At 34.3% G+C, this 24274-nt stretch carries 21 protein-coding genes; 10 read left to right on the top strand and 11 right to left on the bottom strand.

The window, feature by feature from the left end:
- Window positions 1-1284 precede the first annotated feature (1284 nt).
- The 3 genes from EHC72_RS05600 to EHC72_RS05590 all read left to right on the top strand — a co-directional run bounded on the left by EHC72_RS05600 (window position 1285) and on the right by EHC72_RS05590 (window position 6109).
- A complete protein-coding gene (locus tag EHC72_RS05600; protein WP_131536687.1) occupies window positions 1285-3669 on the top strand; it encodes a TonB-dependent receptor in 2385 nt (794 codons plus the stop codon).
- A gap of 14 nt (window positions 3670-3683) precedes the next feature.
- Window positions 3684-4910 carry a DUF4374 domain-containing protein gene (locus tag EHC72_RS05595; protein ID WP_131536686.1) on the top strand — a complete coding sequence of 409 codons (1227 nt, stop codon included), beginning with the start codon at window positions 3684-3686 and terminating at the stop codon, window positions 4908-4910.
- A 77-nt stretch (window positions 4911-4987) separates the two neighbouring features.
- Window positions 4988-6109 carry a PepSY-associated TM helix domain-containing protein gene (locus EHC72_RS05590; RefSeq protein WP_131536685.1) on the top strand — a complete coding sequence of 374 codons (1122 nt, stop codon included), beginning with the start codon at window positions 4988-4990 and terminating at the stop codon, window positions 6107-6109.
- A gap of 69 nt (window positions 6110-6178) precedes the next feature.
- On the opposite strand, the gene EHC72_RS05585 is transcribed toward EHC72_RS05590, so the two are convergent.
- From EHC72_RS05585 to EHC72_RS05570, 4 genes are all read right to left on the bottom strand, one after another.
- Window positions 6179-6838: a CoA transferase subunit B gene (locus EHC72_RS05585; protein WP_131536684.1), complete on the bottom strand. Its 660-nt coding sequence runs from the start codon at window positions 6836-6838 to the stop codon at window positions 6179-6181.
- Window positions 6839-7045: 207 nt separating this feature from the next.
- Window positions 7046-7747, bottom strand: a complete 702-nt coding sequence (locus tag EHC72_RS05580; protein WP_131536683.1) for a CoA transferase subunit A — start codon at window positions 7745-7747, stop codon at window positions 7046-7048.
- Between the two features lie 741 nt (window positions 7748-8488).
- Entirely contained in the window at window positions 8489-10861 is a 2373-nt protein-coding gene (locus tag EHC72_RS05575) for an endonuclease MutS2 (protein WP_131536682.1), read from the bottom strand.
- 2 nt (window positions 10862-10863) lie between these two features.
- Window positions 10864-11340 carry a DUF4296 domain-containing protein gene (locus tag EHC72_RS05570; protein WP_131536681.1) on the bottom strand — a complete coding sequence of 159 codons (477 nt, stop codon included), beginning with the start codon at window positions 11338-11340 and terminating at the stop codon, window positions 10864-10866.
- 71 nt (window positions 11341-11411) lie between these two features.
- On the opposite strand from EHC72_RS05570, the gene EHC72_RS05565 reads away from it, so the two are divergent.
- The 4 genes from EHC72_RS05565 to EHC72_RS05550 all read left to right on the top strand — a co-directional run bounded on the left by EHC72_RS05565 (window position 11412) and on the right by EHC72_RS05550 (window position 15115).
- Window positions 11412-12113 (top strand): YggS family pyridoxal phosphate-dependent enzyme, encoded by a 702-nt coding sequence (locus EHC72_RS05565; protein WP_131536680.1) that lies wholly within the window; start codon window positions 11412-11414, stop codon window positions 12111-12113.
- Window positions 12114-12192: 79 nt separating this feature from the next.
- Complete coding sequence (locus EHC72_RS05560; protein WP_131536679.1) at window positions 12193-12660, top strand: GNAT family N-acetyltransferase; 468 nt, start codon at window positions 12193-12195, stop codon at window positions 12658-12660.
- Between the two features lie 3 nt (window positions 12661-12663).
- Window positions 12664-13938, top strand: coding sequence for an aspartate kinase (locus tag EHC72_RS05555; RefSeq protein ID WP_131536678.1), 1275 nt, complete (start codon window positions 12664-12666; stop codon window positions 13936-13938).
- Window positions 13931-15115 (top strand): class I SAM-dependent methyltransferase, encoded by a 1185-nt coding sequence (locus EHC72_RS05550; protein ID WP_131536677.1) that lies wholly within the window; start codon window positions 13931-13933, stop codon window positions 15113-15115. Before EHC72_RS05555 ends, EHC72_RS05550 begins: the two co-directional genes overlap by 8 nt.
- 62 nt (window positions 15116-15177) lie before the next feature.
- On the opposite strand, the gene EHC72_RS05545 is transcribed toward EHC72_RS05550, so the two are convergent.
- The 4 genes from EHC72_RS05545 to EHC72_RS05530 form a co-directional block, all read right to left on the bottom strand.
- On the bottom strand, window positions 15178-15375 hold the full coding sequence (locus EHC72_RS05545; protein ID WP_131536676.1) for a cold-shock protein: 198 nt from the start codon (window positions 15373-15375) through the stop codon (window positions 15178-15180).
- 189 nt (window positions 15376-15564) lie between these two features.
- The gene (locus EHC72_RS05540) at window positions 15565-16200 is read right to left on the bottom strand and encodes a peroxiredoxin (protein WP_131536675.1); all 636 of its coding nucleotides are present in this window, start codon (window positions 16198-16200) and stop codon (window positions 15565-15567) included.
- A 157-nt stretch (window positions 16201-16357) separates the two neighbouring features.
- Window positions 16358-17455, bottom strand: a complete 1098-nt coding sequence (locus EHC72_RS05535; protein WP_131536674.1) for a S1C family serine protease — start codon at window positions 17453-17455, stop codon at window positions 16358-16360.
- Between the two features lie 8 nt (window positions 17456-17463).
- Complete coding sequence (locus EHC72_RS05530; RefSeq protein ID WP_131536673.1) at window positions 17464-18030, bottom strand: RNA polymerase sigma factor; 567 nt, start codon at window positions 18028-18030, stop codon at window positions 17464-17466.
- A 276-nt stretch (window positions 18031-18306) separates the two neighbouring features.
- Here EHC72_RS05530 and EHC72_RS05525 point away from each other — a divergent pair, with 276 nt between their 5' ends.
- From EHC72_RS05525 to EHC72_RS05515, 3 genes are all read left to right on the top strand, one after another.
- Window positions 18307-18528, top strand: a complete 222-nt coding sequence (locus tag EHC72_RS05525; protein ID WP_131536672.1) for a hypothetical protein — start codon at window positions 18307-18309, stop codon at window positions 18526-18528.
- 129 nt (window positions 18529-18657) lie between these two features.
- On the top strand, window positions 18658-20004 hold the full coding sequence (purB, locus tag EHC72_RS05520) for an adenylosuccinate lyase (RefSeq protein WP_131536671.1): 1347 nt from the start codon (window positions 18658-18660) through the stop codon (window positions 20002-20004).
- Window positions 20005-20093: 89 nt separating this feature from the next.
- Window positions 20094-20645 (top strand): NifU family protein, encoded by a 552-nt coding sequence (locus tag EHC72_RS05515; protein ID WP_131536670.1) that lies wholly within the window; start codon window positions 20094-20096, stop codon window positions 20643-20645.
- Between the two features lie 99 nt (window positions 20646-20744).
- Here the strand turns inward: EHC72_RS05515 and EHC72_RS05510 are convergent, their stop codons facing one another.
- From EHC72_RS05510 to mtaB, 3 genes are all read right to left on the bottom strand, one after another.
- Window positions 20745-21533: an inositol monophosphatase family protein gene (locus tag EHC72_RS05510; RefSeq protein WP_131536669.1), complete on the bottom strand. Its 789-nt coding sequence runs from the start codon at window positions 21531-21533 to the stop codon at window positions 20745-20747.
- A gap of 46 nt (window positions 21534-21579) precedes the next feature.
- Window positions 21580-22731 (bottom strand): prolipoprotein diacylglyceryl transferase, encoded by a 1152-nt coding sequence (locus tag EHC72_RS05505; RefSeq protein ID WP_131536668.1) that lies wholly within the window; start codon window positions 22729-22731, stop codon window positions 21580-21582.
- A 163-nt stretch (window positions 22732-22894) separates the two neighbouring features.
- Window positions 22895-24217: a tRNA (N(6)-L-threonylcarbamoyladenosine(37)-C(2))-methylthiotransferase MtaB gene (mtaB, locus tag EHC72_RS05500; RefSeq protein ID WP_131536667.1), complete on the bottom strand. Its 1323-nt coding sequence runs from the start codon at window positions 24215-24217 to the stop codon at window positions 22895-22897.
- Window positions 24218-24274 lie beyond the last annotated feature (57 nt).

Raw genomic sequence — 24274 nt, 5'->3', positions numbered from 1 at the left:
TAATTGACCATGCCGATTGGGAGGTGAACGAAGAAAGTGCTTTGGACTTGTTAGTGAGTTAGGCGTATTGCTAATCAAACGTAGCAATCTTACACAACAGTAGATAATTATGATTTTATGATCTATTGCTTCACGCCCCCTTGCCTCAGTTCGCAAAAAACGATAGCCTTAAATGAGCTTAAATGTCTTACATGGTTTTAATGAAATTCTATAATTATCGTGCAATTATTTTTTCCGCTGCCACGAGGGCTTTATTCTTTTTGACAACAAAAAGAACCAAAAATTGTCGGCTCGCAATTTTTCTGTGTAAGGCGGTGGGTGGGATTAGATTGTGCTTCCCGAATAATTGACCATGCCGATTGAAAGCTTAACTAAAAAACAGTGGTTTGGACTTGTTAGGAGGATAGGCAATCGCTAAACTAACTTTAATTAAATTACTAACCCTTTCCGATTACGCCCAGGCATAGCAGCATTTCGCAGGATAGCTCATTGTAATTCTTGCAGTTACTTTGTTTTACTTATAACCAAAGGAATATGCAGCGAGGGTTGGGATTGCGAATTGGGCTAAGCCTCATATTACTGCGCTCAGAATTATAATGCTGCTATGCAAGAAAGGATGCCAGCCTTGACTTTTGGGTACCTTTTTGTTAAGAAAAAGGTACAAAGCCCGTCTGGCAAGACAATTCTTCTTTTCCGCTGCCGCGGGGGCTTTCTCTTCTTTGGGCAAAAGTTGCCGGCTCGCAATTTTTCTGTTTAAGGCAGTGGGTAGGCTTTACTTCTGCTTCCCGAATAATTGACCATGCCGATTGAAAGCTTAACTAAAAAACAGTGGTTTGGACTTGTTAGTGTGCTAAGCGTATTGCTAAGCAAACGTTCATAATATTTCGTTACCGTCTTTGTGAGGCACGAAGCAATCTTACCAAATAGTAGATAATTATGATTTAATGATCTATTGCTTCACGCCCCCTTGCCTCAGTTCGCAAAAAACGATAGCCTTAAATGAGCTTAAATGTCTTACATGGTTTTAATGCAATTCTATAATTCTCGTGCAATTATTTTTTCCGCTAGCCGCGGTGACTTTATTCTTTAAGATTAGGGATAATAAAAAAACATTGGTTTGGCGCAAGCACAACCCCATAAACAATCTGATCGTAAAGCGTTTATAGTTTAAAACCCGAAAATTTCAGAATGCCTTTACCTTGCTAATACTTTATTTTTTGAGTTTACACCTTCGGTAAAAACAAAGTTGTGCTACTACCCTATTAAATGCACAATACTAAAATAATGCTATACCGTAAAACTCTACTCACTTTATTATTTATTTCCCTATCCCTATTAACTTATGCTCAGCGCAAAGGAACTATTTATGGCTATGTTAAAGATGGAAACGAAACTATTATTGGCGCTTCGATTAAATTGAAGAATACCCAAATTGCCGGCATGACTAACAATTCGGGTTATTTCGAATTAAATAGTATAATTCCAGGCAGCTATACCATCGAAGTATCTTATATCGGATACCTTAAAATAAATAAACAAATTCTAATTAAGGAAGGACAAAGAATATCACTTGATTTCTCTTTACAAAAAGACTTAAAACAGCTCGAAGAAGTCGCAGTAAACGGGAAAACACAATCCAGAAAAATTAAAGAATCTGGCTTTGCTGTAAACTCTATTGATACCAAGCAATATGCAAATACCAATAGCGATATTAATCAAATCCTTAGTCGCAGTTCTGGTGTAAAAATTAGAGAGCAAGGTGGTTTAGGCTCGGATTTCAACTTCTCTATCAACGGATTATCTGGTAGTCATATTAAATTTTTTATAGATGGTATTCCGATGGAATCCTATGGCAGTGGCATGTCATTAAATAATATCCCTATCAACTTAGCAGAAAGAATTGATGTTTATAAAGGCGTTGTACCTGCTTTTTTAGGCTCTGATGCTTTGGGTGGCGCCGTTAACATCATCATGAAGAAAAATAAAGGTAAATCGCTTGATGCAAGTTATAGTTTTGGCTCATTTAATACCCACCGTGCAGCGTTAGCTGGAAGCTTTACAGGAAAAAATAGTGGCATTACCACTAATGTTAGTGCTTATTACAATTTTTCTGACAATGATTATTACATGTATAACAATCCGAAGGCAAATGCGCTTTTAAGGGTTGTAGAAAATAATGAATTTGTAACTAAAGATAAATTAAGACGCTTCCACGATGGTTTTGAATCTTACATGGCGCAAATAGAATCAGGTGTAGCCAACAAAAAATGGGCTGATGTTTTAGTTGTTGGCTTAACCTATACCAACAATTTTAAGGAGCGCCAAACTGGAGCTACACAAGAGCGTGTAATCGGAAAAATGAGCAGTAAAGGGCATAATCTAATCCCTTCTATTCGTTATCGTAAAGAAAATTTATTTGTAGAAGGTTTATCCGCGAGCGTATTTGCCAATTTCTCATCAAACAAAACTATTGTTACCGATACCAGTGGCGCCTATTACCAATGGGATGGCTCTATCAGAAGCATTAGAAATGGCGGCGAATTATCTGGAGAGAAAAAAGCAATTAATCACTTTACAGGTCATAACGCACTAGCACAAGTAAATTTAGGTTACACCGTGAAAGAAAATCATCTACTAAATTTAACCTATAACTTTAACAGTGCTTACCGTGAGGGTTATAACGAAATTGATCCTTACAATAATACCTACGACCGATCTAATCGTTTAAATAAAAATATTGTAGGCTTAAGCTATCAACAAAGTTTTTTCGATAACAAATTAACTAATACACTTTTCGGTAAGTATTTTGGGTTAGTTGGACAAGTTAATTCAAAGGATAATGTTGCGAGTACCGAAAGTAAAAATTATTATGGCTATGGACTAGCTTCCAGATATAAAATTATCGAATTGCTTGGCGTTAAAGCTTCGTTTGAACATGCCTATCGTTTGCCGGGTTTGGTTGAATTATACGGCGACAGAGAAACCGTTTTGGCAAACCCAAATCTAAAACCCGAACAGAGTAACAACTATAATTTAGGTCTTTTCTTTAATACCAGATGGGGTAAAAACCAAATCAATGCAGAGGTTTCGGGCTTTTATCGTGATGCTAACGATTATATTGTTTCTACACCTTCTGGCGGTGGTGATGGTAATTTCTCTCAATTTTATAATGTTGAAGGAATTAAAATTGATGGTTTTGAAGGTGAAGTACGCTACGATTACAACAGACTTTTTAACTTACTTGTTAATGTGAGCTACCAAAATGCGGTAGATAGGCAACAGTTTGCCAGGGGGACTGTTCGGGAGAAAATCACCTACTTAAGTCGAGTTCCTAATCAACCCTGGTTATATGGCAATGCCGATTTTAGCATCGGCAAGGATGGCTTAGTTGGCAAAGGTACACGCTTGCAATTCAACTGGTTTACACAATATATCCAAAATTATTCTGTCAACTGGTCTAAACTGGGTGATAAAACCACTAACGATTATATCCCTACGCAGTTTATTCATAACGCTGCCCTTACATATTCACTTCAATCGGGCAAATACAACATTACACTTGAAGGCCGCAATTTGGCTAATGAAATTGCTTACGATGACTTTAAGCTTCAAAAGCCAGGAAGATCATTCTATATAAAATTCAGATACGCTATCAATAATTTAAATTAAAAATCAATATTAACATGTTCACAACAATCAAAAATCAATTCATTGCCACCGCAATGGTATTCTTAGTACTGATTAGTTTCAGTTCCTGCAAAAAAAGTGGCAGTACTGATGAAGGCACTTCCAATAAAGATGCCGATTATGCCGTAATATTTACCGTTGGTGATGCTGATTATCTTTTAGATGCAAAATCACTAACATCAGGTTCTATCTCTCCAAAAGGAAGTGGAATTAACGTTTCAAATATCTTTACCTGGGGAGAAAATATAATCCAAAAAGGTCGTTATTTTTACCATTTAGACCCAAATGAAGGTAAGTTTAGCAAATTTAAATTTGAAAACAATAAGCTATCTACTATTGCAGAAATTCCTTTCAGTGCATTTCCAAGCCCTTATTTAGGCTGGCACGTATGGTTAAATAGTGAGCAGGTGATGTTTGGTCCTCGCAGCAGTAATTTATACGCTATTGTTAATACCAGTACAATGAAACTTGTAAAAACTGGCGAATTTGATAAATCTACAATTCCTGCAGATCATAGCAGAAGAGTATTTAATGTAATTGCTAGTGGCAATAAATTATTAATCGGTTATGGTTTATATAATGAAGTTACTAAAGTGCATTACGACAAATCTTACTTAGCATCAGCAGATATAAATACTTTAGAAAACTTTAAAGTAACAAGTGAAGATTCTCGCTCGGCACCAATTGGTGGCGTAAGAAATGGTTATTTCAGTCAGTTTACAGAAAACGGTGATACATACGTTTTAACATATCCAATACCAATGTTAGGTGGTAATAAACCTAATATGCCAACTGGTTTTTTCAGAATTAAAGGTGGTTCAAACACCATAGATCCTACATATTTCTTCAACATATCTGCTAAAGTAAATAATGATAACCAAGTTGGTGTGTGTTATTTAGGCAATGGCAAAGCGATTGTATGCAATGCTAAAGACGCTACAAACCAGGTTAAAACTAAAGATGATTGGTGGTATGCTTCAATGTGGGAATATCTAGTAGTTGATGTAAATACACAGCAAGTAATTAAAAAATTAAATTTCCCTCCTCTTTTAAATTCAAGATCAGCTATTGTAAAAAATGGTAAGGCTTACATTGCGGTTAATGATCCTAAAGCAGATGCAATTTATGTATGGGAATACGATCCAATTGCCGATACACTTAAAAAAGGTTTAAAAGTTGAGGGCGGTAGCGATAACACTCCTGTACTTTATGATTTAAATTAACACATCCCTAATTACGATAATGTCCCCTGATGCCTTTGGCTGTTGGGGCATTATCTTTTATCAACAACAAAACTGTTATGTTTAAAAAAATAAATGCCTGGCTACACCTCTGGCTTGGCTTGGTATCAGGAATTATAGTTGTTATATTGAGTATAACAGGATGTATCCTGGTATTTGAACAGGAAATAAAAAGCATTACCTCACCCTGGCTACATGCCGAGAAACCTGAGGGCGCTAAAATCTTACCCCCATCTGTACTATATAAGGCCGTAGAAAAAGCGTTGCCAGGTAGGGAAATAGAATCAGTTTGGTACCATGGCGAAAACCGTACAGCGCATTTCAGTATACATGAAATGGATTCTAATGTTTATGTAAATCCATACACGGCAGAAGTTGTTGCAATGGCTCACGGCTCAAAGTTTTTTGAATTTGTTAATGCTGGTCACCGTCATTTATGGATGCCTGGAAAAATAGGCAGACAAGTTGTTGGTTGGTCTACCTTCATTTTTTTCTTATTATTAATTAGTGGAATTATACTTTGGTGGCCAAAAAAATGGAACAAAGCAGGGAAAAACCAAAGCTTCAAAATTAAATGGAAGGCAAAATTTAAACGTGTTAACTATGATTTACACAATGTTTTAGGTTTTTATTCCCTATTAATTGCCTTGTTAATGGCAATTACAGGCTTGTGTATGAGTTTTTCATGGTTTTCTAAAAGCGTATACTGGTTAACTGGTGGTGAAGGTGGACCAAGAAAAAGAAACAAAGTAGAGGTATCTGGCCCTGCCAATAAACCCGCGGTTGTAGTTGCTGATATTATTTGGCATAAAGTTGTTAACGAAATTGCGATGTACAATAAAAACGATGTGATTATTCATTTCCCAGAAAAGCCTGACGAATCTATTTATGCCTGTACGGATATGACTAATGGCTTTTGGAGAGATTTAACCTTCGATCCTCTTACCTTGGAATTAATGCCTAATTCAAACAAGCGCTTAATCGAACTTAAGTTTCCCGATCAGGTTAGAAAACTAAATTACGCTATCCACGTGGGCGCTGTGGGTGGCTTAACGACTAAAATTTTATATTTTCTAGGTAGTTTAATCTGCGCAAGTCTTCCAATAACCGGGTTTTATATTTGGTGGGGCAAGAAGAAAAAGAAGCCCAAAACTAAAACTGCTTTACCTTTAAAAGCATAGCATTTTATAAATGTTTTCTAACAAAAAAAGCAGAAGTAAAACTTCTGCTTTTTTATTTTATTTGTTTTTTTAATCTAAACGCATTTCAGGTATTTCGCCTTCTACCACCAACCTGCCCGCGGTAGCTTGCTTTATAAAATCGACACTTACGCCTGGTGCTCTTTCTAAAAGTTTAAAACCACCTTCGGGCAAAACATCTAAAACAGCCAGTTCTGTTACAATCTTTTTAATACACTTTACGCCTGTTAAGGGTAGTGTACATTTAGGTAGCAACTTACTTTCTCCTGCTTTATTTACGTGCTGCATGGCTACGATAATATTTTTGGCTGATGCTACTAAATCCATTGCACCACCCATCCCTTTTACCATTTTACCAGGAATTTTCCAGTTAGCAATATCACCATGTTCTGATACTTCCATGGCACCTAAAATAGTCAAATCTACTTTTTGTGCTCTTATCATTCCAAAACTCATGGCCGAATCAAAAATAGATGAACCTGGTAAAGTTGTGATAGTTTGTTTACCTGCATTAATTAAATCGGCATCTTCTTCTCCTTCAAAAGGAAAAGGCCCCATGCCTAATAAGCCGTTTTCTGATTGTAATACTACGTTAATTCCTTTGGGAATATAATTGGCAACCAATGTTGGAATACCTATTCCGAGATTAACGTAAAAACCATCTTTTATTTCTTTAGCGATTCGCTGTGCGATCTCTTCTTTTGAAAACATAAATAAGTTGTTATAAATTTAATTTTTGAATGAATGAAGTTTGAATGAGAGAATGTTTTTGGCACTTGCTTATTCTATAATTTAATTTTGAATGAACGAATTTTGAATGAGAGAATGTTTTTGGAACTTGCCTATTCTATAATTTAATCATTCTATCACTCAATAATTCAATAATTTACTCACTCTCTAATTCAATAATTCCTTCTTTTATTCCTTTCTCCTTACCGTTCTCTGCTCTATTCTTTTTTCGTAATCTTTTCCTTGAAAAATACGATGAACATAAATACCTGGTGTATGGATATAATCGGGATCAAGTTCTCCGGCTTCTACCAATTCTTCTACTTCGGCAATCGTTATTTTTCCTGCCATTGCCATTACTGGATTAAAATTACGACTGGTAGATCGGAAGATCAGGTTTCCGGCGGTATCACCTTTCCACGCTTTTACAATTGCAAAATCGGCATCAAAAGCATACTCCATTAAATAATCCTTACCATCAAAGTTGCGCACTTCTTTACCCTCTGCAACTTCAGTACCTACTCCTGCTGGTGTAAAAATTGCTGGCATACCATAACCTGCCGCCAAACAACGGGTAGCAAGGGTTCCCTGCGGAATTAAATCTACCTCCAATTCGCCACTCAATAATTGCCTTTCAAATTCTGCATTTTCGCCTACATAAGATGAAATCATCTTTTTTACCTGGCGTTGTTTCAGCATCAATCCTATGCCAAAATCATCCACACCAGCATTGTTAGAGATGCATGTAAGGTTTTTTACATTCTTACTTACTAAAGCATTAATACAATTTTCTGGAATACCGCAAAGCCCAAAACCACCTAGCATGATTGTAGCGCCGTCAGGTATATCTTTAATTGCTTCTTCTGCTCCAGATATAACTTTATTTATCATTTTATGAATTTTTGGTTAGGCTGCTAAAATACAAAAGCCATTACTAAAACCGCCCTTTTGACCTAATTATTTAACTAAAACTTTGTGAAGTAGCTATTTAATTGTAATTAATCTAAATAACAACTATCTTTGCAATGCAATGTTGAACGAGAGAGAGCAAAACATATTCATTTTACCTACCGACCCTGAGTTTCAGAAAGGTATGGGTTATATTTTTAGTTGTACGGCTGAGTTTAAAAAATGCTGTAAAAAATATAAAGAAGGCAAGCGCTGCAAAAAATGCCCTGGTAGGAAGAAATAATCTTTCTTATCTATAAATTCTAATCATTCTATTCTTACCTTTTCGTTGCTGGTTTGGCCCTTTAGGTATATAGTAGCTGCAGTTACTACGTTGGCTTAATAATTTTAGCCTAACGAGACCAAAAATATATAGCTGGATATATAATTTAGTGATCGCTTCTGGTTCTTTAACTATATCTTCAGCCTTACCACTATTAATTATACGTTCAAAACATTAAATTGTTGGTTACCAAATGCCAAATTATAGTTTGAATAACCCCAAATTATAGTCTTATTACGTCAATGGATATATAATTAACACCAAGCTACCTATTTGGAACCTTGAGCAATATTTATGGAACGCTAAATTATGGGTTAATGGATGCCGGTTGAAGCAAAAAAAAGACCACAAAGGATTTTTTTTATGCCTCTGTGGTCTTTTTCTTTTAAGAAATAAATTTATTAATTTAAATAAACGTAGGTAATTCCATCCCCTCCTCTATCGGCGTGTTCATCTTCCATACGGTTTACCTGACTGTATTTTCTTAAATATTCTCTAATCATTTTCCGTAAAATACCATCGCCCTTACCATGAATAAGTTTTATTGAAGGGAAGCCGAGCATAATTGCCCTATCAAGATATTTTTCTACTTCATGCAGTGCATCTTCAGTTCTTTTACCTCTCAAATCTAGTTCTGCTCTAAAATCACTCACAGCTTCGTTCATACGGCCTGCAAAAGAGTTGCTTTGTACAACTTTTTTGGCTTGCTTATTACTAATTTTCTGCACCCTGTTCTTTTTCACTACCGAGCGTAAATCGCCAATGGCTAGCACCAGGTTATCACGATTAATTTCCAAAACCTGTCCTGTTGTTTCGCTATCGTTAAACTTAACCCAATCATTTACCTCAATTTTACCATCAACAATTACTGGCTGTGGTTTTGGTTTTTCTACTTTAACTTCGTTTTTAACCAATTCCTTTTGCAAATTTTGTCTAAGTTCTTTAGTTGCAACCTTATCTGCCTGTTTTTCCTTAATCTCCGCAATGGTATTTTCAACAAGCTTGTTTGCATTTTTAATAATGTTTTGCGCTTCTTGCTTAGCTTCCTTAATCAGTATTTTTTTATTCTCTTCTAAAAACGACTTGAGTTTTTCATTCTCGGCAACCAAATTCCGGGCTTTATTTTGCTGGTTCGCTAAACTTACTTTAGTATCGTAAATGGTTTTCTTTTCACGTTCCAAATCTACCAGCAAAGTATCCATTCGGTTTTGGTTCGATCCTGTTTTTAATTTAGCCAATTCAATCACCTCTTTTGGTAAGCCTATATTTTGTGCAATTTCAAAAGCATAAGAACTTCCAGGTTTACCCATTTCCAAAATATAAAGGGGTTTCATTTTGGTATTATCAAACAACATGGATGCGTTTTCCAATCCTTCGGTATTGCCCGCAAAAAGCTTTAAGTTGGAGTAGTGAGTGGTAATTACACCACGAACTTTTTTGTTATTTAAAACTTCTAAAACAGCCTCCGCCATTGGCCCTCCAAATTGAGGATCGGTTCCGGTACCAAACTCATCTATTAAAACCATGGTTTTAGGCGATGCATGTTCAACAAAATAACGCATCTTTTTTAAATGCGCACTGTAGGTACTTAAATCGCTTTCGATGGATTGGTCATCGCCAATATCAGCAAAGATGTTTTCAAATATTCCAACCTCACTATTGGCATCAACAGGAATAAGTAAACCTGTTTGCAACATAATTTGAAGCAAACCAACCGTTTTCATACAAACGGATTTGCCCCCTGCATTCGGTCCAGATACCAATACAACCCTGGTTTCTGCATCAATATGAATGTTTAATGGTGTTACGGTTTTCTTCTCTGCCGTAAATGAAAGCATCAATAAAGGATGTCTTGCATTAATCAACTTTGTTTTAGGCTCTTTTTTAAGTCCTGGCATTTCTGCCTCAATATCTAAAGCAAATAAAGCCTTTGCTCTTACAAAATCCAGCTTAGTAAGGAAACCATGATAAGATAAAAGCAGTGGCGAATATGGGCGAAGTTCATCCGTTAAGGCAATAAGAATTTTAATAATCTCACGGCGTTTGTCAAACTCTAAATCACGTAGTTTATTATTTAATGTAAAAACTTCTTCAGGTTCTATATAAACGGTTTGTCCTGTTGCAGATTCATCGTGAACAAAACCTTTCAATTTACGCTTGTTTTCTGCCAAAACAGGAATACACATTCTTCCGTCACGAATGGTTAAACTACCATCGGCAACCCAGTTATTAGCAATAGCCTGCTTATAAATAGAATCCATTCGCTTGCGTACATCTTGCTCTGTTTTTGCAATTGCAGAGGTAATTTCTTGAAGCTCTTTTGATGCATTGGGCTTTATTTTACCTTTTGGATCAATTACGGTCTCTATTTTACGAAGGATATTTTTTTCGATAGGTAAATGCTCAAACAAGGCTTCTAATGTTGGATAAACTTCTGCCCTTTCTTCAAAAAAGCGTAAAACAGAAAATACAGTTTGCAGGGATGTATAAACCTGAAACCATTCATCTTCTAATAAATATGTGCCTTCTACTCTAATCTTATCGACTAAAGATTTTATATCAAAAAAAGTATTAATCTGTAAAGGCTCTTGGTTTTGGAGTATACTTTTAAATTCGTTGGTTTGTTTTAAAAATTTATCAATTTGATCAAAGCGATTCATCACCTGCATTTTCTGCACCATTGCCTGGCCCATTGGGCTTAAACAATGCTTACTGATCAATTGCCTAACCTCTACAAAACCTAATCTCTCTAAACAATTTTCGGGGTATAACATAATTATTGTGCTTTAACCGGCTCAGGTTTAATTTTTGAGGTATCTGCTTTCTTTAATTTTTTGCTTGCAGCTTTCAATTTCTTTAAAGCTTTATCCGTAGCCAAAGTAGGTACAGCTTCACTTAACTTAGATATTTTTTCAGATTCTATTTTTTGCATTTTACTTTTTTGCAACTCCAATTTTTTAGAAATGTTGGCATAAATTTTCCCCAGCTCATCTGTATGCGCATTATAATAAGCCATACTTTTACTGTATTGGGCAGAATCTGTATTAAATTTTTTATAAATACCGTTATAAAAAGAAGCAGCTACTTTTTTTGCCGAGTCGGTTACATAAATAGTTGATACGTAACCATCAGCAACATGAATATCATATAAAATTTCCTCCATCTTATCAGGCTTAATCACATCATTAGGCATGCCTGGCTTACAGCCAATCCATAAAAATGTAACTCCTAAAACCCATATTAATCTTCTCATCTTTGAATTAAAACATTATTTTTTGCCCAAATTGCGGCAAGGTTATTAATTTTACCCAAAAATAGTTATAAATGAGCATAGCTGATAATCTTAAACAATATAAAAGCGAAGTTGAGTCTGACGGAGTCAAGTTAATTGCAGTTTCAAAAACTCAACCTGTAGAGTCTATACAGGAAGCTTACAATGCTGGTCAACGTATTTTTGGCGAAAACCAGGTTCAGGAAATGGTTGAAAAGCATGGCCAATTACCTACGGATATAGAATGGCATTTAATTGGTCATTTGCAAAGCAACAAGGTAAAGTACATTGCCCCATTTGTTAAGTTAATTCATAGTGTTGATAGCATTAAATTGCTGCAGGAAATAGATAAGCAAGCCCTTAAAAATAAGCGTGTAATTGATTGTTTACTACAAATATATATCGCTGATGAAGACACGAAATTTGGACTAGGCTTTGATGAGGCAATCGAGCTTTTACGATCTGAAGAATATGCGCAATTAAAAAATATTCGCATTGTGGGTATAATGGGAATTGCAACAAACACTAAAAACGAAAAGCAAATTGCCATTGAGTTTAATGAGCTTAAAGTATTTTTTGATGGTTTAAAGCTTAGTTTCTTCAGAAAGGAAGATTCTTTTAAAGAAATTTCGAGTGGAATGAGTGCCGATTATAAACTTGCTATTGAAGAAGGTAGCACCATGGTGCGAGTTGGAAGTGGTATTTTTGGGAAAAGAGTAATTAAACACTTCAAAAACGACATTTCCATCAATTAAAATACTTTAATGAAGATATCAATCTGATTTTTTTCAAAATATAAAGGTTTAAGCGCTCCATAAAAACGAATAACATAAAATGAATACAAATATTAGAACTGCACGTGCTACGGATTGTGAAAGATTATTAGAACTAATTAATGAGCTGGCAGTTTATGAAAAAGCACCAGAAGAGGTAACCGTAACTTTAGAAGAATTTATTGATGCCGGCTTTGGCTTAAAACCAGTTTGGAAAGCTTACGTTGCCGAAATTGATAATGAAATTATTGGCTTTGCGCTGTTCTATACCAGATATTCTACCTGGAAAGGATGCAGATTGTACCTTGAAGATTTTATCGTTACAGAAGAATATCGCGGTAAGGGCATTGGTAAAATCCTTTTTGAAAAGGTTGTTGAAGAGGCAAAAGAAGGAAACTACAACGGAATGGTATGGCAAGTTTTAGATTGGAATGAGCCTGCAATTAATTTTTATAACAAGTATAGTGCTGATTTGGAAAACGGTTGGTTAAACGCATCACTTTCTAAAACACAAGTAAAGGCATTTTAAAATATGGATATTTTTAAATTTGGAGGTGCCTCAGTTAAGGATGCCGCAGGTATAAAAAACCTGGCTAATATTGTTCGGGATTATAAAAAAGGAAATCTGCTGATTGTAATATCTGCAATGGGCAAAATGACCAATAAACTGGAAGAACTTACCCAAGCATATTTGGCTCAAAATGATGAAGCACATGCTATTTTTGAGGAGATTAAGCACTTTCATTTTAGCATTATTGAAGATCTTTTCGAAAATAAAACCAATCCTGTTTATAACGATGTAGCCAACACATTTGTAGAAATTGATTGGCTTATTGAGGATGAACCTGATAATAACGATGATTACATTTACGATCAAATTGTATCCATAGGCGAGGTTGTATCTACCAAAATTGTAGCTGCATGGTTAAATGAAACTGGGAATAAAGCACTTTGGGCTGATGCCAGAAACTATATTCAAACCGATAATACCTACCGTGAAGGGAAAGTAGATTGGGAAAAAACAAATCAAATTATTCAAAGGGATTTATTGCCTTTGCTTGAAAATAATATAATTGTAACACAGGGTTTTATTGGCGGAACGAGTGAAAACTATACCACTACCTTAGGGAGAGAAGGCTCTGATTATTCGGCAGCTATTTTTGCTTCTTGCTTAAATGCAGCAGCGCTCACCATTTGGAAAGATGTTCCTGGAGTTTTAAATGCAGATCCGAAGTGGTTTGATGATACAGAAAAAATTCCTCAACTATCTTACCATGATGCCATTGAACTAACTTATTATGGTGCAACGGTTATTCACCCAAAAACGATTAAACCACTACAAAATAAAAACATACCGTTATTTGTACGTTCATTTATAGAGCCAGAAACTACCGGTACAGCCATTACAAAGGATAGCAACCCCTTACCTGTTCCATCTTTTATTTTTAAGATTAACCAGGCTTTGATATCCATTTTACCTAAAGATTATTCATTCATTATTGAAGAAAACTTAAGCAATATTTTTGAACTTTTCCATAAACATCAAATCAAGATAAATACGATGCTAAATTCTGCCATCAGTTTTTCTGTAAGTATTGATGATAACGAACGTAAAATTGAAAAGTTAATCGCTGATTTATCTCACAATTTCACGATAAAGTATAACAAAGGGCTTGAATTGGTAACCATTAGGTATTATAACCAGCAAACGATAGATCGTGTTACAGTAAATAAGGACATTTTACTTGAGGTTAAAAGTCGTTATACCTGCCAAATGGTTATGAAAAATAAAGCTACAAATGAATAAAAATATTTTAGATAAAGCAGTACAGGATTATATCAGTAAAAACTTAAATGCTGATGTAAATCAAATTGCTTTATCTAAAAGTTTATTTGAAAACATTACCTCTGCTGAATTAGCTGGACAAATTACGGCTAAAAAGAAATCGGAAAAAAAGCTACCATCTTGGTTTAATACACCAAATATTTATTATCCACCACCGCTTTCTATAGAGCAAACCTCATCAGAGATCACAGCGCAACATAAGGCTAAACTTGCAAAAGGTAATTTATTAATTGATTTGACAGGTGGTTTTGGCGTGGATGCTTTTTTCTTTTCAAAAGTGACAAAAGAAGTTATCCATTGTGAAATTAATGATGATTTATCAGAAATTGCTCGTCACAACGCAAAGGTTTTAAAAGCTGATAACATAATATTTTGTGCTGTTGATGGCTTAGAGTATATTAAAGGTAGTAAGCAAATTTTTGATACCATTTACATCGACCCAGCACGAAGAGCAGAAAAGGGTAAAGTTTTTATACTTAAAGATTGTACACCTGACGTGATTTCAAACCTCGATTTAATTTTATCAAAATCCAAAAGGCTAATTATAAAAACAGCACCACTTTTAGATTTAACTGCTGGACTAAAAGAGCTTGGAAAGGTTAGTGAAATACATATAATAAGCCTTAAAAATGAATGCAAGGAAATTCTTTGGGTTATTGATAGCGATTTTGTTGGGGAAACAAAATTTATAGCAACAACATTAAATGAAGCCGTAAAAACCTTTAGCTTCTTAAAATCAGAATCTGATATAAGTATAAATTATACGCAAGAGGTTTTTGAAGGCGATTATTTATACGAGCCCGATGCAGCACTTTTAAAATCGGGCGCATTTAACTTAATTGCTGAGCGGTATAAATTAACAAAGCTCGATGCCCAAACTCAACTATATATTGCGAAAGAAGTTCATGCTGAATTTCCTGGAAGGATCTTTAAAGTTGAAGAAATTCTTTTAAGCAGTCAACTTAAAAAATTGCAACACTTAAATGCCAATGTAATTGTTAGAAATTATCCATCCAAACCTGAGGATCTAGTAAAAAAATATAAGATCAAGCCAGCTCAGAACCAATTTTTAATTTTCACAAAAGCTGCAAATAGCGGAAATATTATTATAAGGGCACAGATTATACAATATTATTAACGCAAAAAAAGCCCCTCAATAATAGAGTGGCTTTTAAATAGGTTGTAAACAAGTATAATTAATTAAACTTTTTTTACATTAATAGCTTGTAAGCCTTTTCTGCCTTCAGCAACTTCGTATTCAACATCATCGTTTTCTTGAATACTATTAATTCCACCTAAAACATCTTTAAAATGCACAAATAAATCTTTATTGTCATCAGTTACAATAAATCCAAAGCCTTTTTGAGTGTTAAACCACTTAACTTTTCCGTTCGCCATAAAAAATAAAAAAATATATAAAATAAATAGGATGATTTTTGCCTTGATCAGCATTTACTCTAAACGAATCGAAAAAGAATCTATTAAGTGAGCGTTAATATTGAAACAAAACAACCAAATATAATAATTTACATAAATAATTGAAATGGTTTAAAGTTATAACACAATAAAGTTGCAAAAACCCTAAAATTACTTATTTGGTTGTGGCGTTGTGCGTAAATATGGCTTAATAACCTGATGTCCTTTAGGAAATTTAGCAGGAATATCTTCCGTTTTAATACTATTTACAACAATAACATCTTCCCCATCCTTCCAATCTGCAGGTGTAGCCACGCTATAGTTGGCTGTAAGTTGTAAAGAATCAATAACCCTTAAAACCTCATTAAAATTTCTTCCAGTTGATGCAGGATAGGTAATAGTTAATTTAACCTTTTTATCAGGGCTAATTACAAATAAAGACCTTACTGTTAATGTTTCTGATGCATTTGGATGAATCATATCGTAAAGGTTAGCAACGGTTTTATCCGGATCGGCAATAATAGGAAACTCTACAGATGTATTTTGAGTTTCGTTAATATCGTTAATCCAGCCCTTATGAGATTCAGCTGTATCAACACTCAAAGCCAAAACCTTAACATTACGCTTTTCAAATTCGTTCTTTAATGCAGCCGTACGCCCAAGCTCAGTAGTACAAACAGGTGTATAATCTGCAGGATGAGAAAATAAAACACCCCAGCTATCGCCTAAGAAATTATAAAAATCTATTTCACCAATGGATGTATTGGCCTTAAAATTCGGTGCGGTATCGCCTAGTCTAATACTCATAATAATATTAATTAAATTATTGGATTAACACAAACTTAAACAATACTATACTAAATACATAGATTTTATATTATTTTAAACACTCAGATTATAAATAAAAAAAACCTTGAAGGGCTTAGCCTACAAGGTTTCAAGAAAATTAATTTATTTGGGTAAATTAATAAGCCTTAATCATAAAAACGTAATCCTGTAATTTTTCAATTTGTTTGGTACGTTTTAATCCAGCAAGAGCGCTTTTCTTATTTGCACTAAGTTTCTTTCCTAAAGAATCTTGTGGAATTGCTCTCATGGCTTCTAAAATATATTTTGATTTAATTGCAAAGGCAGCACCGTCTGCTAAATTTTTTGCGCTAATTACACCTACAAGGTTTCCATTATTATCCAATAATGGTCCACCACTATTACCTGGATTAACAGGAATAGAAACTTGATATTGAGTAGTATCGCCTGTAAAGCCATTTTTTGAACTAATATAACCGTCGCCCAAAACAGCGTCATCTTTCGGATAGCCCAGTGTATAAACATTCTCTCCTACGCCAGTTCCATTTCTTTTAATGGTATAAGGCAAAGCCGATAAGTTATCGAAACTCTTATCGTTAATTTTCAGTATGGCAATATCATACTGAGGATCAGAATAAACGGTTTTAACTTTAAAAGATTCTCCTTTATTATTTTGAATGTAAACTGAATCAGCACCGTTTATAACATGCAGATTAGTTAAAATATAACCATTTGAAGAAATTGCAAAACCTGTACCCCCAAAATTACCTGGGTTAATTGCCTTAGGGCTTTGATTAGCTTGTGTTGTACTGGTTTTAATATTCCTGATTAAATTACTTTGAGATTTCTTGATATTATTTACTTCCATACGCATTTGCACCAAACGATCTGTTTGTTGGCTGTTGTGTTGAAGTGAATATATAGATACTAAGGATAATAGAACAAAGGATGCCGCTATAGATATAGCCGCTTTATTTTTACGCCACATTTTAACAATACGTGAAGGATGTGGCCTTAATTCAGAAGCTAATTTTTCAACATCAATTTCTGAATGGATACTATTTAATTGTTCTTTTAAGCGCAATTGAACAGCAAAATCTTTCATAGATTGTAAAAATACCTTATGCGAAACCACTTTATGATCAACAGCAGCATCATTTCGACGCAGTTGTTCAAAAGCCTCAGTTTCTCGTGGGTTAAGTTTACCTAAAAGATAATCTTCAATAATTGCATCTAACTCTAAATCGTTTCTCATTTCAATTATTATGGTTGAAAAAATATTTTCTTTAACCTTTGCAGGCACTTATATTTTTGCGTTTTGGCATTATCCGTGTTGGTATAACCAAATTTTTCACAAATATCCTGCATGGATAAATTGTTAATATAAAAATCCTGAATAATAGTTTTACAAGGCTCACCAAGATGATCTAGTGCCGATTGCATTTTCACAAACTGCAAATCTTTCTCTTCATGGTAATCTACATCTTCCTCCACAACAAATACATCTTCGTAATCTGTAATGTTACCTGCCTTTTTACTGTTTTGGCTCAATTTTTTTAGCCAAATACGACGGCAAACCGAGTAAATGTAAGTTTTAAGCTTACTGCTAAGTTCAAAATTTCCCTCTTTAATTTTATTATACAATATAATAATGGCTTCCTGATAAACATCTTTTGCATCATCTTCATTACCGTTATTATTAAGGATAAACTGCAAAATCATCGCAAAATACCCTTTGTACAACTTATTTAATGTATCCTCAGAGTTATTTAGAATACCTAAAATAACCTCTCTATCTGTTGGAACTGAACTGTTTAAACTGTTATTCACCAATTAATACCTTTTTCTGTAAATAGTAACCCAATATTAGACAAAAATATTTAGAGCTGCTATAATGCTTAATACAATACCTGTTAAACGGTAACCCAAAATAGGCAGACAAAAATATTTAGAGCTGCTATAATGCTTAATACAATACCTGTTAAACGGTAACCCAAAATAGGCAGACAAAAATTATTTTATTTTTTTTTAAAAATATCGGGTTACCTTTTTACCTTTGCGGCATTAAACAGTAAATTAATTAATTACTTTAAAAAAATTCAAAAAATGAAAAATGCATTCAAATTAGGCTTTTTAGCTTTAGCTTTATCTTTATCAGTTGTTGCTTGTAAATCAGAAAAAAAAGCTGAAGGTTCAGATACTACTTTAACTGATTCTTCTACTATCGTTACTGATACAAACAAAGTTGATACTACAGTTAAAGCTGATACTTCTAAAAAAGATACTACTGTTAAAACTACAACTACTAAAACTGAAGTTAAACATTAATAAACCTTTAGTACGGCAAAAGAAAGTCTTGATGTAAATCAGGACTTTTTTGTTTTATACCATTTCTTTACGGTTAAGACCTTAAAATCCATCAATTGTAGTAAATTTGCGCAAAATATAATCCGCATAATGAATTTAACCGCACTACAAGCTATTTCACCTGTTGATGGCCGTTACAGAAAAACAACTGAAAGTTTAGCTTCTTACTTTTCAGAACAAGCGCTGATCAAATATCGTGTTTTTGTAGAAATTGAATATTTCATCGCTCTTTGCGAAATTAATTTACCCGGCTTAGAAAACTTTGATAAAAGTTTATATGCTGAATTACGTAAAATACACGAAAACTTTTCTGAAGCTGATGCATTAGAAATTAAGGAAACTGAAAAAGTAACCAATCACGATGTGAAAGCTGTAGAATATTTTATTAAAAGTAAATTCGATGCGCTTTCATTGCAAGATTATAAAGAGTTTATCCATTTTGGTTTAACCTCACAAGACATTAATAATACAGCTATTCCTTTCTCAATTAAATTAGCTTTAAACGAAAGTTACTATCCAGCTATTGATACATTAATTGAAAAAATTAATGCTTTAGCTATTGAATGGAAAGATATACCAATGCTTGCACACACACATGGGCAACCTGCTTCTCCTACTAAATTAGGTAAAGAGTTTTTAGTATTTGCTGAGCGTTTAAGCATACAGCTAAATAATTTAAAAGCCATTCCTAATAACGCGAAATTTGGTGGAGCAACAGGAAATTTCAATGCACACCATATTGCCTATCCACAGGTAAATTGGGTAGATTTTTCAAACGATTTTGTAAATAATACTTTAGGATTAACCAGAGCACAGCACACGACACAAATTGAACACTACGATCAATTTGCAGCACAATGTGATGCTTTAAAACGTATTAACAACATTATTATAGATTTAGATAGAGATATTTGGACGTACATTTCTAAAAACTACTTTAAGCAAAAAATTAAAGCAGGAGAAATTGGTTCATCTGCTATGCCACATAAAGTTAATCCAATTGATTTTGAAAATGCCGAAGGAAACGCTGGAATCGCTAATGCCTTATTTGAGTTTTTTGCGGCTAAATTACCTATTTCTCGCCTGCAGAGAGATTTAACTGACTCAACAGTATTGAGAAACGTTGGTGTTCCGTTTGGTCATACACTTATTGCAATACAATCAACTTTGCGTGGTTTAAATAAAATTTTATTAAATGAGGCTGCACTTCATGCTGATTTAGATGATAACTGGGCTGTAGTTGCTGAAGCTATTCAAACCGTTTTACGTAGAGAGAATTATCCTAATCCATATGAGGCCTTAAAGGAGTTGACTAGAACCAATTCTAAAATAAATGCTGCTAGTATTGCCGAATTTATTGAAGGTTTATCTGTTGCAGAAAGTATTAAGGTACAGTTAAGAACGATTACGCCGTTTAATTATACAGGTGTTTTTTAGGTTAAATTAAATTGACGCTAAACAGACAGCAGTGCCAAGCTTTATTAATGAGTAATTGTTTAATTTTGTTTATTCAAATTGATTAAGACATGACGATTAACGTATATACAGAACAAACTCCTAACCCAGCAACCATGAAATTCATGGTTAATAAGCTGTTAATTAATGGTAGCGAGGATTTTGCTACTAAAGAAAGCGCTGAACACTCTCCTTTTGCAAAAGAGTTATACAAATTTAACTTTGTTTCTGGTGTATTTTTTGCCAGCAACTTTGTAACAATAACTAAAACAGAAGATGCAGAATGGGCTGATATTGAAGCCATTTTGAAAGAATTTGTTAAAGGTGCTGTTGAATCTGAATTAAAAATTAAGGATGCAACTACTGAAGAAGCCCCTAGCTTTGAAGGTACTGAAACCGAAATTAAAATTCAGCAAATTTTACATGACTACGTTCGCCCTGCGGTTGAGCAGGATGGTGGCGCAATTAGCTACAAATCTTTCGATGAAGGTGTAGTAACGGTAGAATTGCGTGGATCTTGTAGCGGTTGTCCTTCTTCTACATTAACGTTAAAATCAGGTATTCAAAACTTACTACAAAGAATGGTTCCTGAGGTTACTGATGTAGTATCAGAAGCATTATAATAGAGCATTTTTCATAGTACATAAATAAAAAGGCTTACTAAGAAATTAGTAAGCCTTTTTATTTATAAGGAAATTTAGTTCAGACTTCAAAAGAAATCCTTAGAAATACTTTTTTATAGAAGTAAGGATTTCGGTAGTTAACTTACCATTGGTGGCTAGTATTTCTCTCTTATTAAAGAAATCATTTCCTCCGGAGAAATCCAGAACCTCTCCACCTGCTTGCTGAACAATAAAACATCCGGCAGCAAAATCCCATTGTTGAAGATTATATTCAAAAAAAGCATCGAAACGACCGCAAGCCACATAAATTAAATCGGTTGCAGCAGAGCCAATGCGACGTAAACCATGCGTTTTTTGCATCATTTCTGCTAATAACTTTAAATATTGTTCTTGCTTATCAAACTGGTAGTATGGAAAACCTGTAGCGAGTAAACTCGATTTTAAATCAGGATTTACAGAAACACTAATTTCCTTTTTATTAAGGAAAGCTGAACTACCTTTGTAGGCATAAAACATTTCTCCTCTATTTATTTCGTACACAACGCCTAATACAGCTTTATCATCCTCGTACAAAGCGATACTAATGGCATATGTTGGTATACCATGAATAAAGTTTGTTGTACCATCAAGTGGATCAATAATCCAAGTATACGTTTTACCTACCTTATTTATGGTTTTCTCTTCGGTTAAAAAACCAGCATCAGGGATTAATTTTTCAAGATTGCGAACCAATTTCTCTTCTGCGGTTTTATCTACATAAGAAACCATATCATTTAGTCCTTTATATTCGATTTTTGCAGCGTCAAATTGCATAGATTCTTTACGGATGAAATTAGCCGTAAGTCTAACAATTGAAATTACCTTATTACAGAGTAATTCGTAATCCATATCCTTAAATGATTTAAAGTAGAATTTTGGTTAATTAATAATCGGCCTAAGCCAATTTATTTTTATTTCTTAGCGAATAAGCACAAAGTATAATACCGCCAAAAACTAAAAATGTAGAGATCATTTCTGCTTGTGTAAATGGTGGTAAACCAAGCACATGATATTTTGAGTTTACACGGATTAACTCGATACAGAAACGTTCAACACCGTTTAAAATCATATAAATTCCAAACATTAAGCCTGGTGCTTTTATTTTATCTCTGATGCTCCAAAGAAAAGCGAAAAGGATTAAGCAGATAATTACTTCGTAAATTGGGGTTGGATAAACACCTTGAGCCAGTTCATTGCAAAATTTTCCAGTACAGCCAGGAATCGGAATCCCCTCACCTACTACATTATTTGGATATTTATACGACCAAAGCCAATCTGGCAACCATGAAAATGGTTTTGGGTTATTATTTACAATTCCCCAATCGCCATCACCTGCTAAATGGCAGCCAATACGCCCCACCGCATAAGCAAGCATCATTCCTGGTCCACCAACATCCAACATGTGCAAAGGCTTAATGTTATTTTTTTTAGCTATGTATAAAACTGCAGCACCACCACAAATTAAACCACCATAAAAAGTTAAACCACTAAAAGATAAAAGTCTATCAATCGGGTGCTGAACAAAATCATCCCAATATTCCAAGTTATCAAAGAATTTTGCACCTAAAAATCCCCAAATGGCAGCCCATACAATCATATTACTCATTAACTGATATGGATGTATGGTTACAACAGTATCTTTAGGCGTGGCTAGCTTATGCTTATCTTTCTCTTTGTAATCCCAGTAAGCAAATAAACCAGCAAAAAACAAACCACCAATAACATTTCCTTTTGCAGATAATAAAACCGTTTGGGCATCGCTTACAAACAAACTATAGTTAAGCAGTGCGTAAACCAATTTATAACCGATAATAAAACCGAATAAGCCATTAAAAATTAACTCAGTAGTGGTTGCTTTTTTACCTATAGTAATTGTTCTTTTCACAGGGTGAAGAATCCCTAAAGCCTCTTTACGTTTTAATTCTTGAGTAAAAGCCCAATAACCCGTAACAAATGCAAGTGCAACAAAAACACCAAAAGTATTAAAGGGCAGTGGCAAATTGATGCCAAATAAATATTGTAGGAAATGCGAAACGGTAGGAAACATAAAAATTATTTGTTGCGAAGATAGTAAAGAAAGCTGAAAGGCTAAACACTAAAGATAGATGTAAAACCGAACAAAGTTTTAAGATAAGGTAATATAAAAGCCATTTAAAGACCTATAAAACCCACAAATTGAGAAATGCAATAAAACTTTATGAATTTTCTTCTTAATGATGTGCGTAAGCCGTTTCCAGTTCGGCAACTTCTACTTCTCCATCGGCAGTAATTTCTAAAAGCTTAACCGCTTTTAATTCATTAACCATAACAGGATCGTACTTAGCTCTAACTTTAACGTAGTTTTTAGTAAAACCGTGCATATAACCAGCTTTATGATCTGCTTCAAAAAGAACTTCGGCGTTACTACCAATTTGAGATTCATAAAATGCCCGTCTTTTTTTATCTGATAAAATATGAAGCATCTTACTTCTTTCGTTACGCTCGCTACCGGTTACCACACCTTTCATATCAGCAGCTGGTGTTAACTCCCTCTCCGAGTAGGTAAACACGTGTAAATAAGAGATATCCAGTTGATTTAAAAACTGATAAGTATCCAAGAAATCCTCTTTAGTTTCGCCTGGGAAGCCCACAATAACATCTACACCGATACAGCAGTGTGGCATTACTTCTTTAATTTTAGCAACACGTTCTACATATAAATCTCTACGATAACGACGGCGCATTAAACCTAAAATTTTATCAGAACCTGATTGCAAAGGAATATGAAAGTGAGGTACAAAACGCTTTGATTGAGCAACAAACTCAATAATTTCATTGCTTAAAAGATTAGGTTCGATAGATGAGATCCTGATTCTTTCGATCCCTTCCACTTCATCTAGAGCCTTTACCAAATCAAAAAACTTATCTTCACGGTTTCCATTACGGATGCCAAAATCGCCAAGATTTACTCCTGTTAAAACAATTTCCTTAACACCACTTTCGGCAACTATCTTAGCCCGATTTACTACATTTTCTATAGTATCACTTCTGCTAGCGCCACGTGCTAATGGAATGGTGCAATAAGTACAAGGGTAATCACAACCATCCTGAACTTTTAAAAAAGTACGCGTACGATCTCCAATAGAATATGAAGCAATAAAATTATGGTTTACTTTTTCTATACTTTGCTGGTGAACAACTGCTTTTGGTTGTTTTGTTAAATCAGAAATAAATTCAACAATTCTAAATTTTTCCGCTGCACCTAAAACCATATCAACGCCTTCAATTTCGGCAATTTCTTGTGGCTTTAACTGTGCATAACAGCCAACAATAGTAATATAAGCATTTGGAGAATGCTTTAAAGCTTCTTTAACAACTTTACGGCATTTTTTATCAGCGTGCTCCGTAACAGAGCAGGTATTGATTACATATACATCAGCTTGATCTTGAAACTCTACCACACCATAACCTGCATCGGTAAATAAACGACCAATGGTAGACGTTTCTGAGAAATTTAGTTTACAACCTAATGTATAAAATGCGACCTTTTTCATTTAGCCTGCAAAGATACAATTTTGATTTTAGATTGTCGGATTACGTTTTTAGATTGA

The sequence above is a fragment of the Pedobacter nototheniae genome (assembly GCF_004335085.1).
In the GTDB taxonomy this organism is placed as follows: domain Bacteria; phylum Bacteroidota; class Bacteroidia; order Sphingobacteriales; family Sphingobacteriaceae; genus Pedobacter; species Pedobacter nototheniae.
Note: the sequence above shows the minus strand (reverse complement) of the source record. Positions and strands in the feature narration are given on the sequence as shown.

Bases quoted from the DNA above. Each gene is read 5' to 3' on its own strand.
- EHC72_RS05535 (WP_131536674.1), bottom strand. From the start codon at position 17,455: ATGAGAAACGATTTAGAGTTAGATGCAATTATTGAAGATTATCTTTTA.
- EHC72_RS05525 (WP_131536672.1), top strand. From the start codon at position 18,307: ATGAAAAATGCATTCAAATTAGGCTTTTTAGCTTTAGCTTTATCTTTA.
- EHC72_RS05570 (WP_131536681.1), bottom strand. From the start codon at position 11,340: ATGAGAAGATTAATATGGGTTTTAGGAGTTACATTTTTATGGATTGGC.
- EHC72_RS05575 (WP_131536682.1), bottom strand. From the start codon at position 10,861: ATGTTATACCCCGAAAATTGTTTAGAGAGATTAGGTTTTGTAGAGGTT.
- mtaB (WP_131536667.1), bottom strand. From the start codon at position 24,217: ATGAAAAAGGTCGCATTTTATACATTAGGTTGTAAACTAAATTTCTCA.
- EHC72_RS05600 (WP_131536687.1), top strand. From the start codon at position 1,285: ATGCTATACCGTAAAACTCTACTCACTTTATTATTTATTTCCCTATCC.
- purB (WP_131536671.1), top strand. From the start codon at position 18,658: ATGAATTTAACCGCACTACAAGCTATTTCACCTGTTGATGGCCGTTAC.
- EHC72_RS05515 (WP_131536670.1), top strand. From the start codon at position 20,094: ATGACGATTAACGTATATACAGAACAAACTCCTAACCCAGCAACCATG.
- EHC72_RS05590 (WP_131536685.1), top strand. From the start codon at position 4,988: ATGTTTAAAAAAATAAATGCCTGGCTACACCTCTGGCTTGGCTTGGTA.
- EHC72_RS05505 (WP_131536668.1), bottom strand. From the start codon at position 22,731: ATGTTTCCTACCGTTTCGCATTTCCTACAATATTTATTTGGCATCAAT.
- EHC72_RS05540 (WP_131536675.1), bottom strand. From the start codon at position 16,200: ATGAGTATTAGACTAGGCGATACCGCACCGAATTTTAAGGCCAATACA.
- EHC72_RS05510 (WP_131536669.1), bottom strand. From the start codon at position 21,533: ATGGATTACGAATTACTCTGTAATAAGGTAATTTCAATTGTTAGACTT.
- EHC72_RS05580 (WP_131536683.1), bottom strand. From the start codon at position 7,747: ATGATAAATAAAGTTATATCTGGAGCAGAAGAAGCAATTAAAGATATA.
- EHC72_RS05595 (WP_131536686.1), top strand. From the start codon at position 3,684: ATGTTCACAACAATCAAAAATCAATTCATTGCCACCGCAATGGTATTC.
- EHC72_RS05585 (WP_131536684.1), bottom strand. From the start codon at position 6,838: ATGTTTTCAAAAGAAGAGATCGCACAGCGAATCGCTAAAGAAATAAAA.
- EHC72_RS05545 (WP_131536676.1), bottom strand. From the start codon at position 15,375: ATGGCGAACGGAAAAGTTAAGTGGTTTAACACTCAAAAAGGCTTTGGA.
- EHC72_RS05565 (WP_131536680.1), top strand. From the start codon at position 11,412: ATGAGCATAGCTGATAATCTTAAACAATATAAAAGCGAAGTTGAGTCT.
- EHC72_RS05555 (WP_131536678.1), top strand. From the start codon at position 12,664: ATGGATATTTTTAAATTTGGAGGTGCCTCAGTTAAGGATGCCGCAGGT.
- EHC72_RS05550 (WP_131536677.1), top strand. From the start codon at position 13,931: ATGAATAAAAATATTTTAGATAAAGCAGTACAGGATTATATCAGTAAA.
- EHC72_RS05560 (WP_131536679.1), top strand. From the start codon at position 12,193: ATGAATACAAATATTAGAACTGCACGTGCTACGGATTGTGAAAGATTA.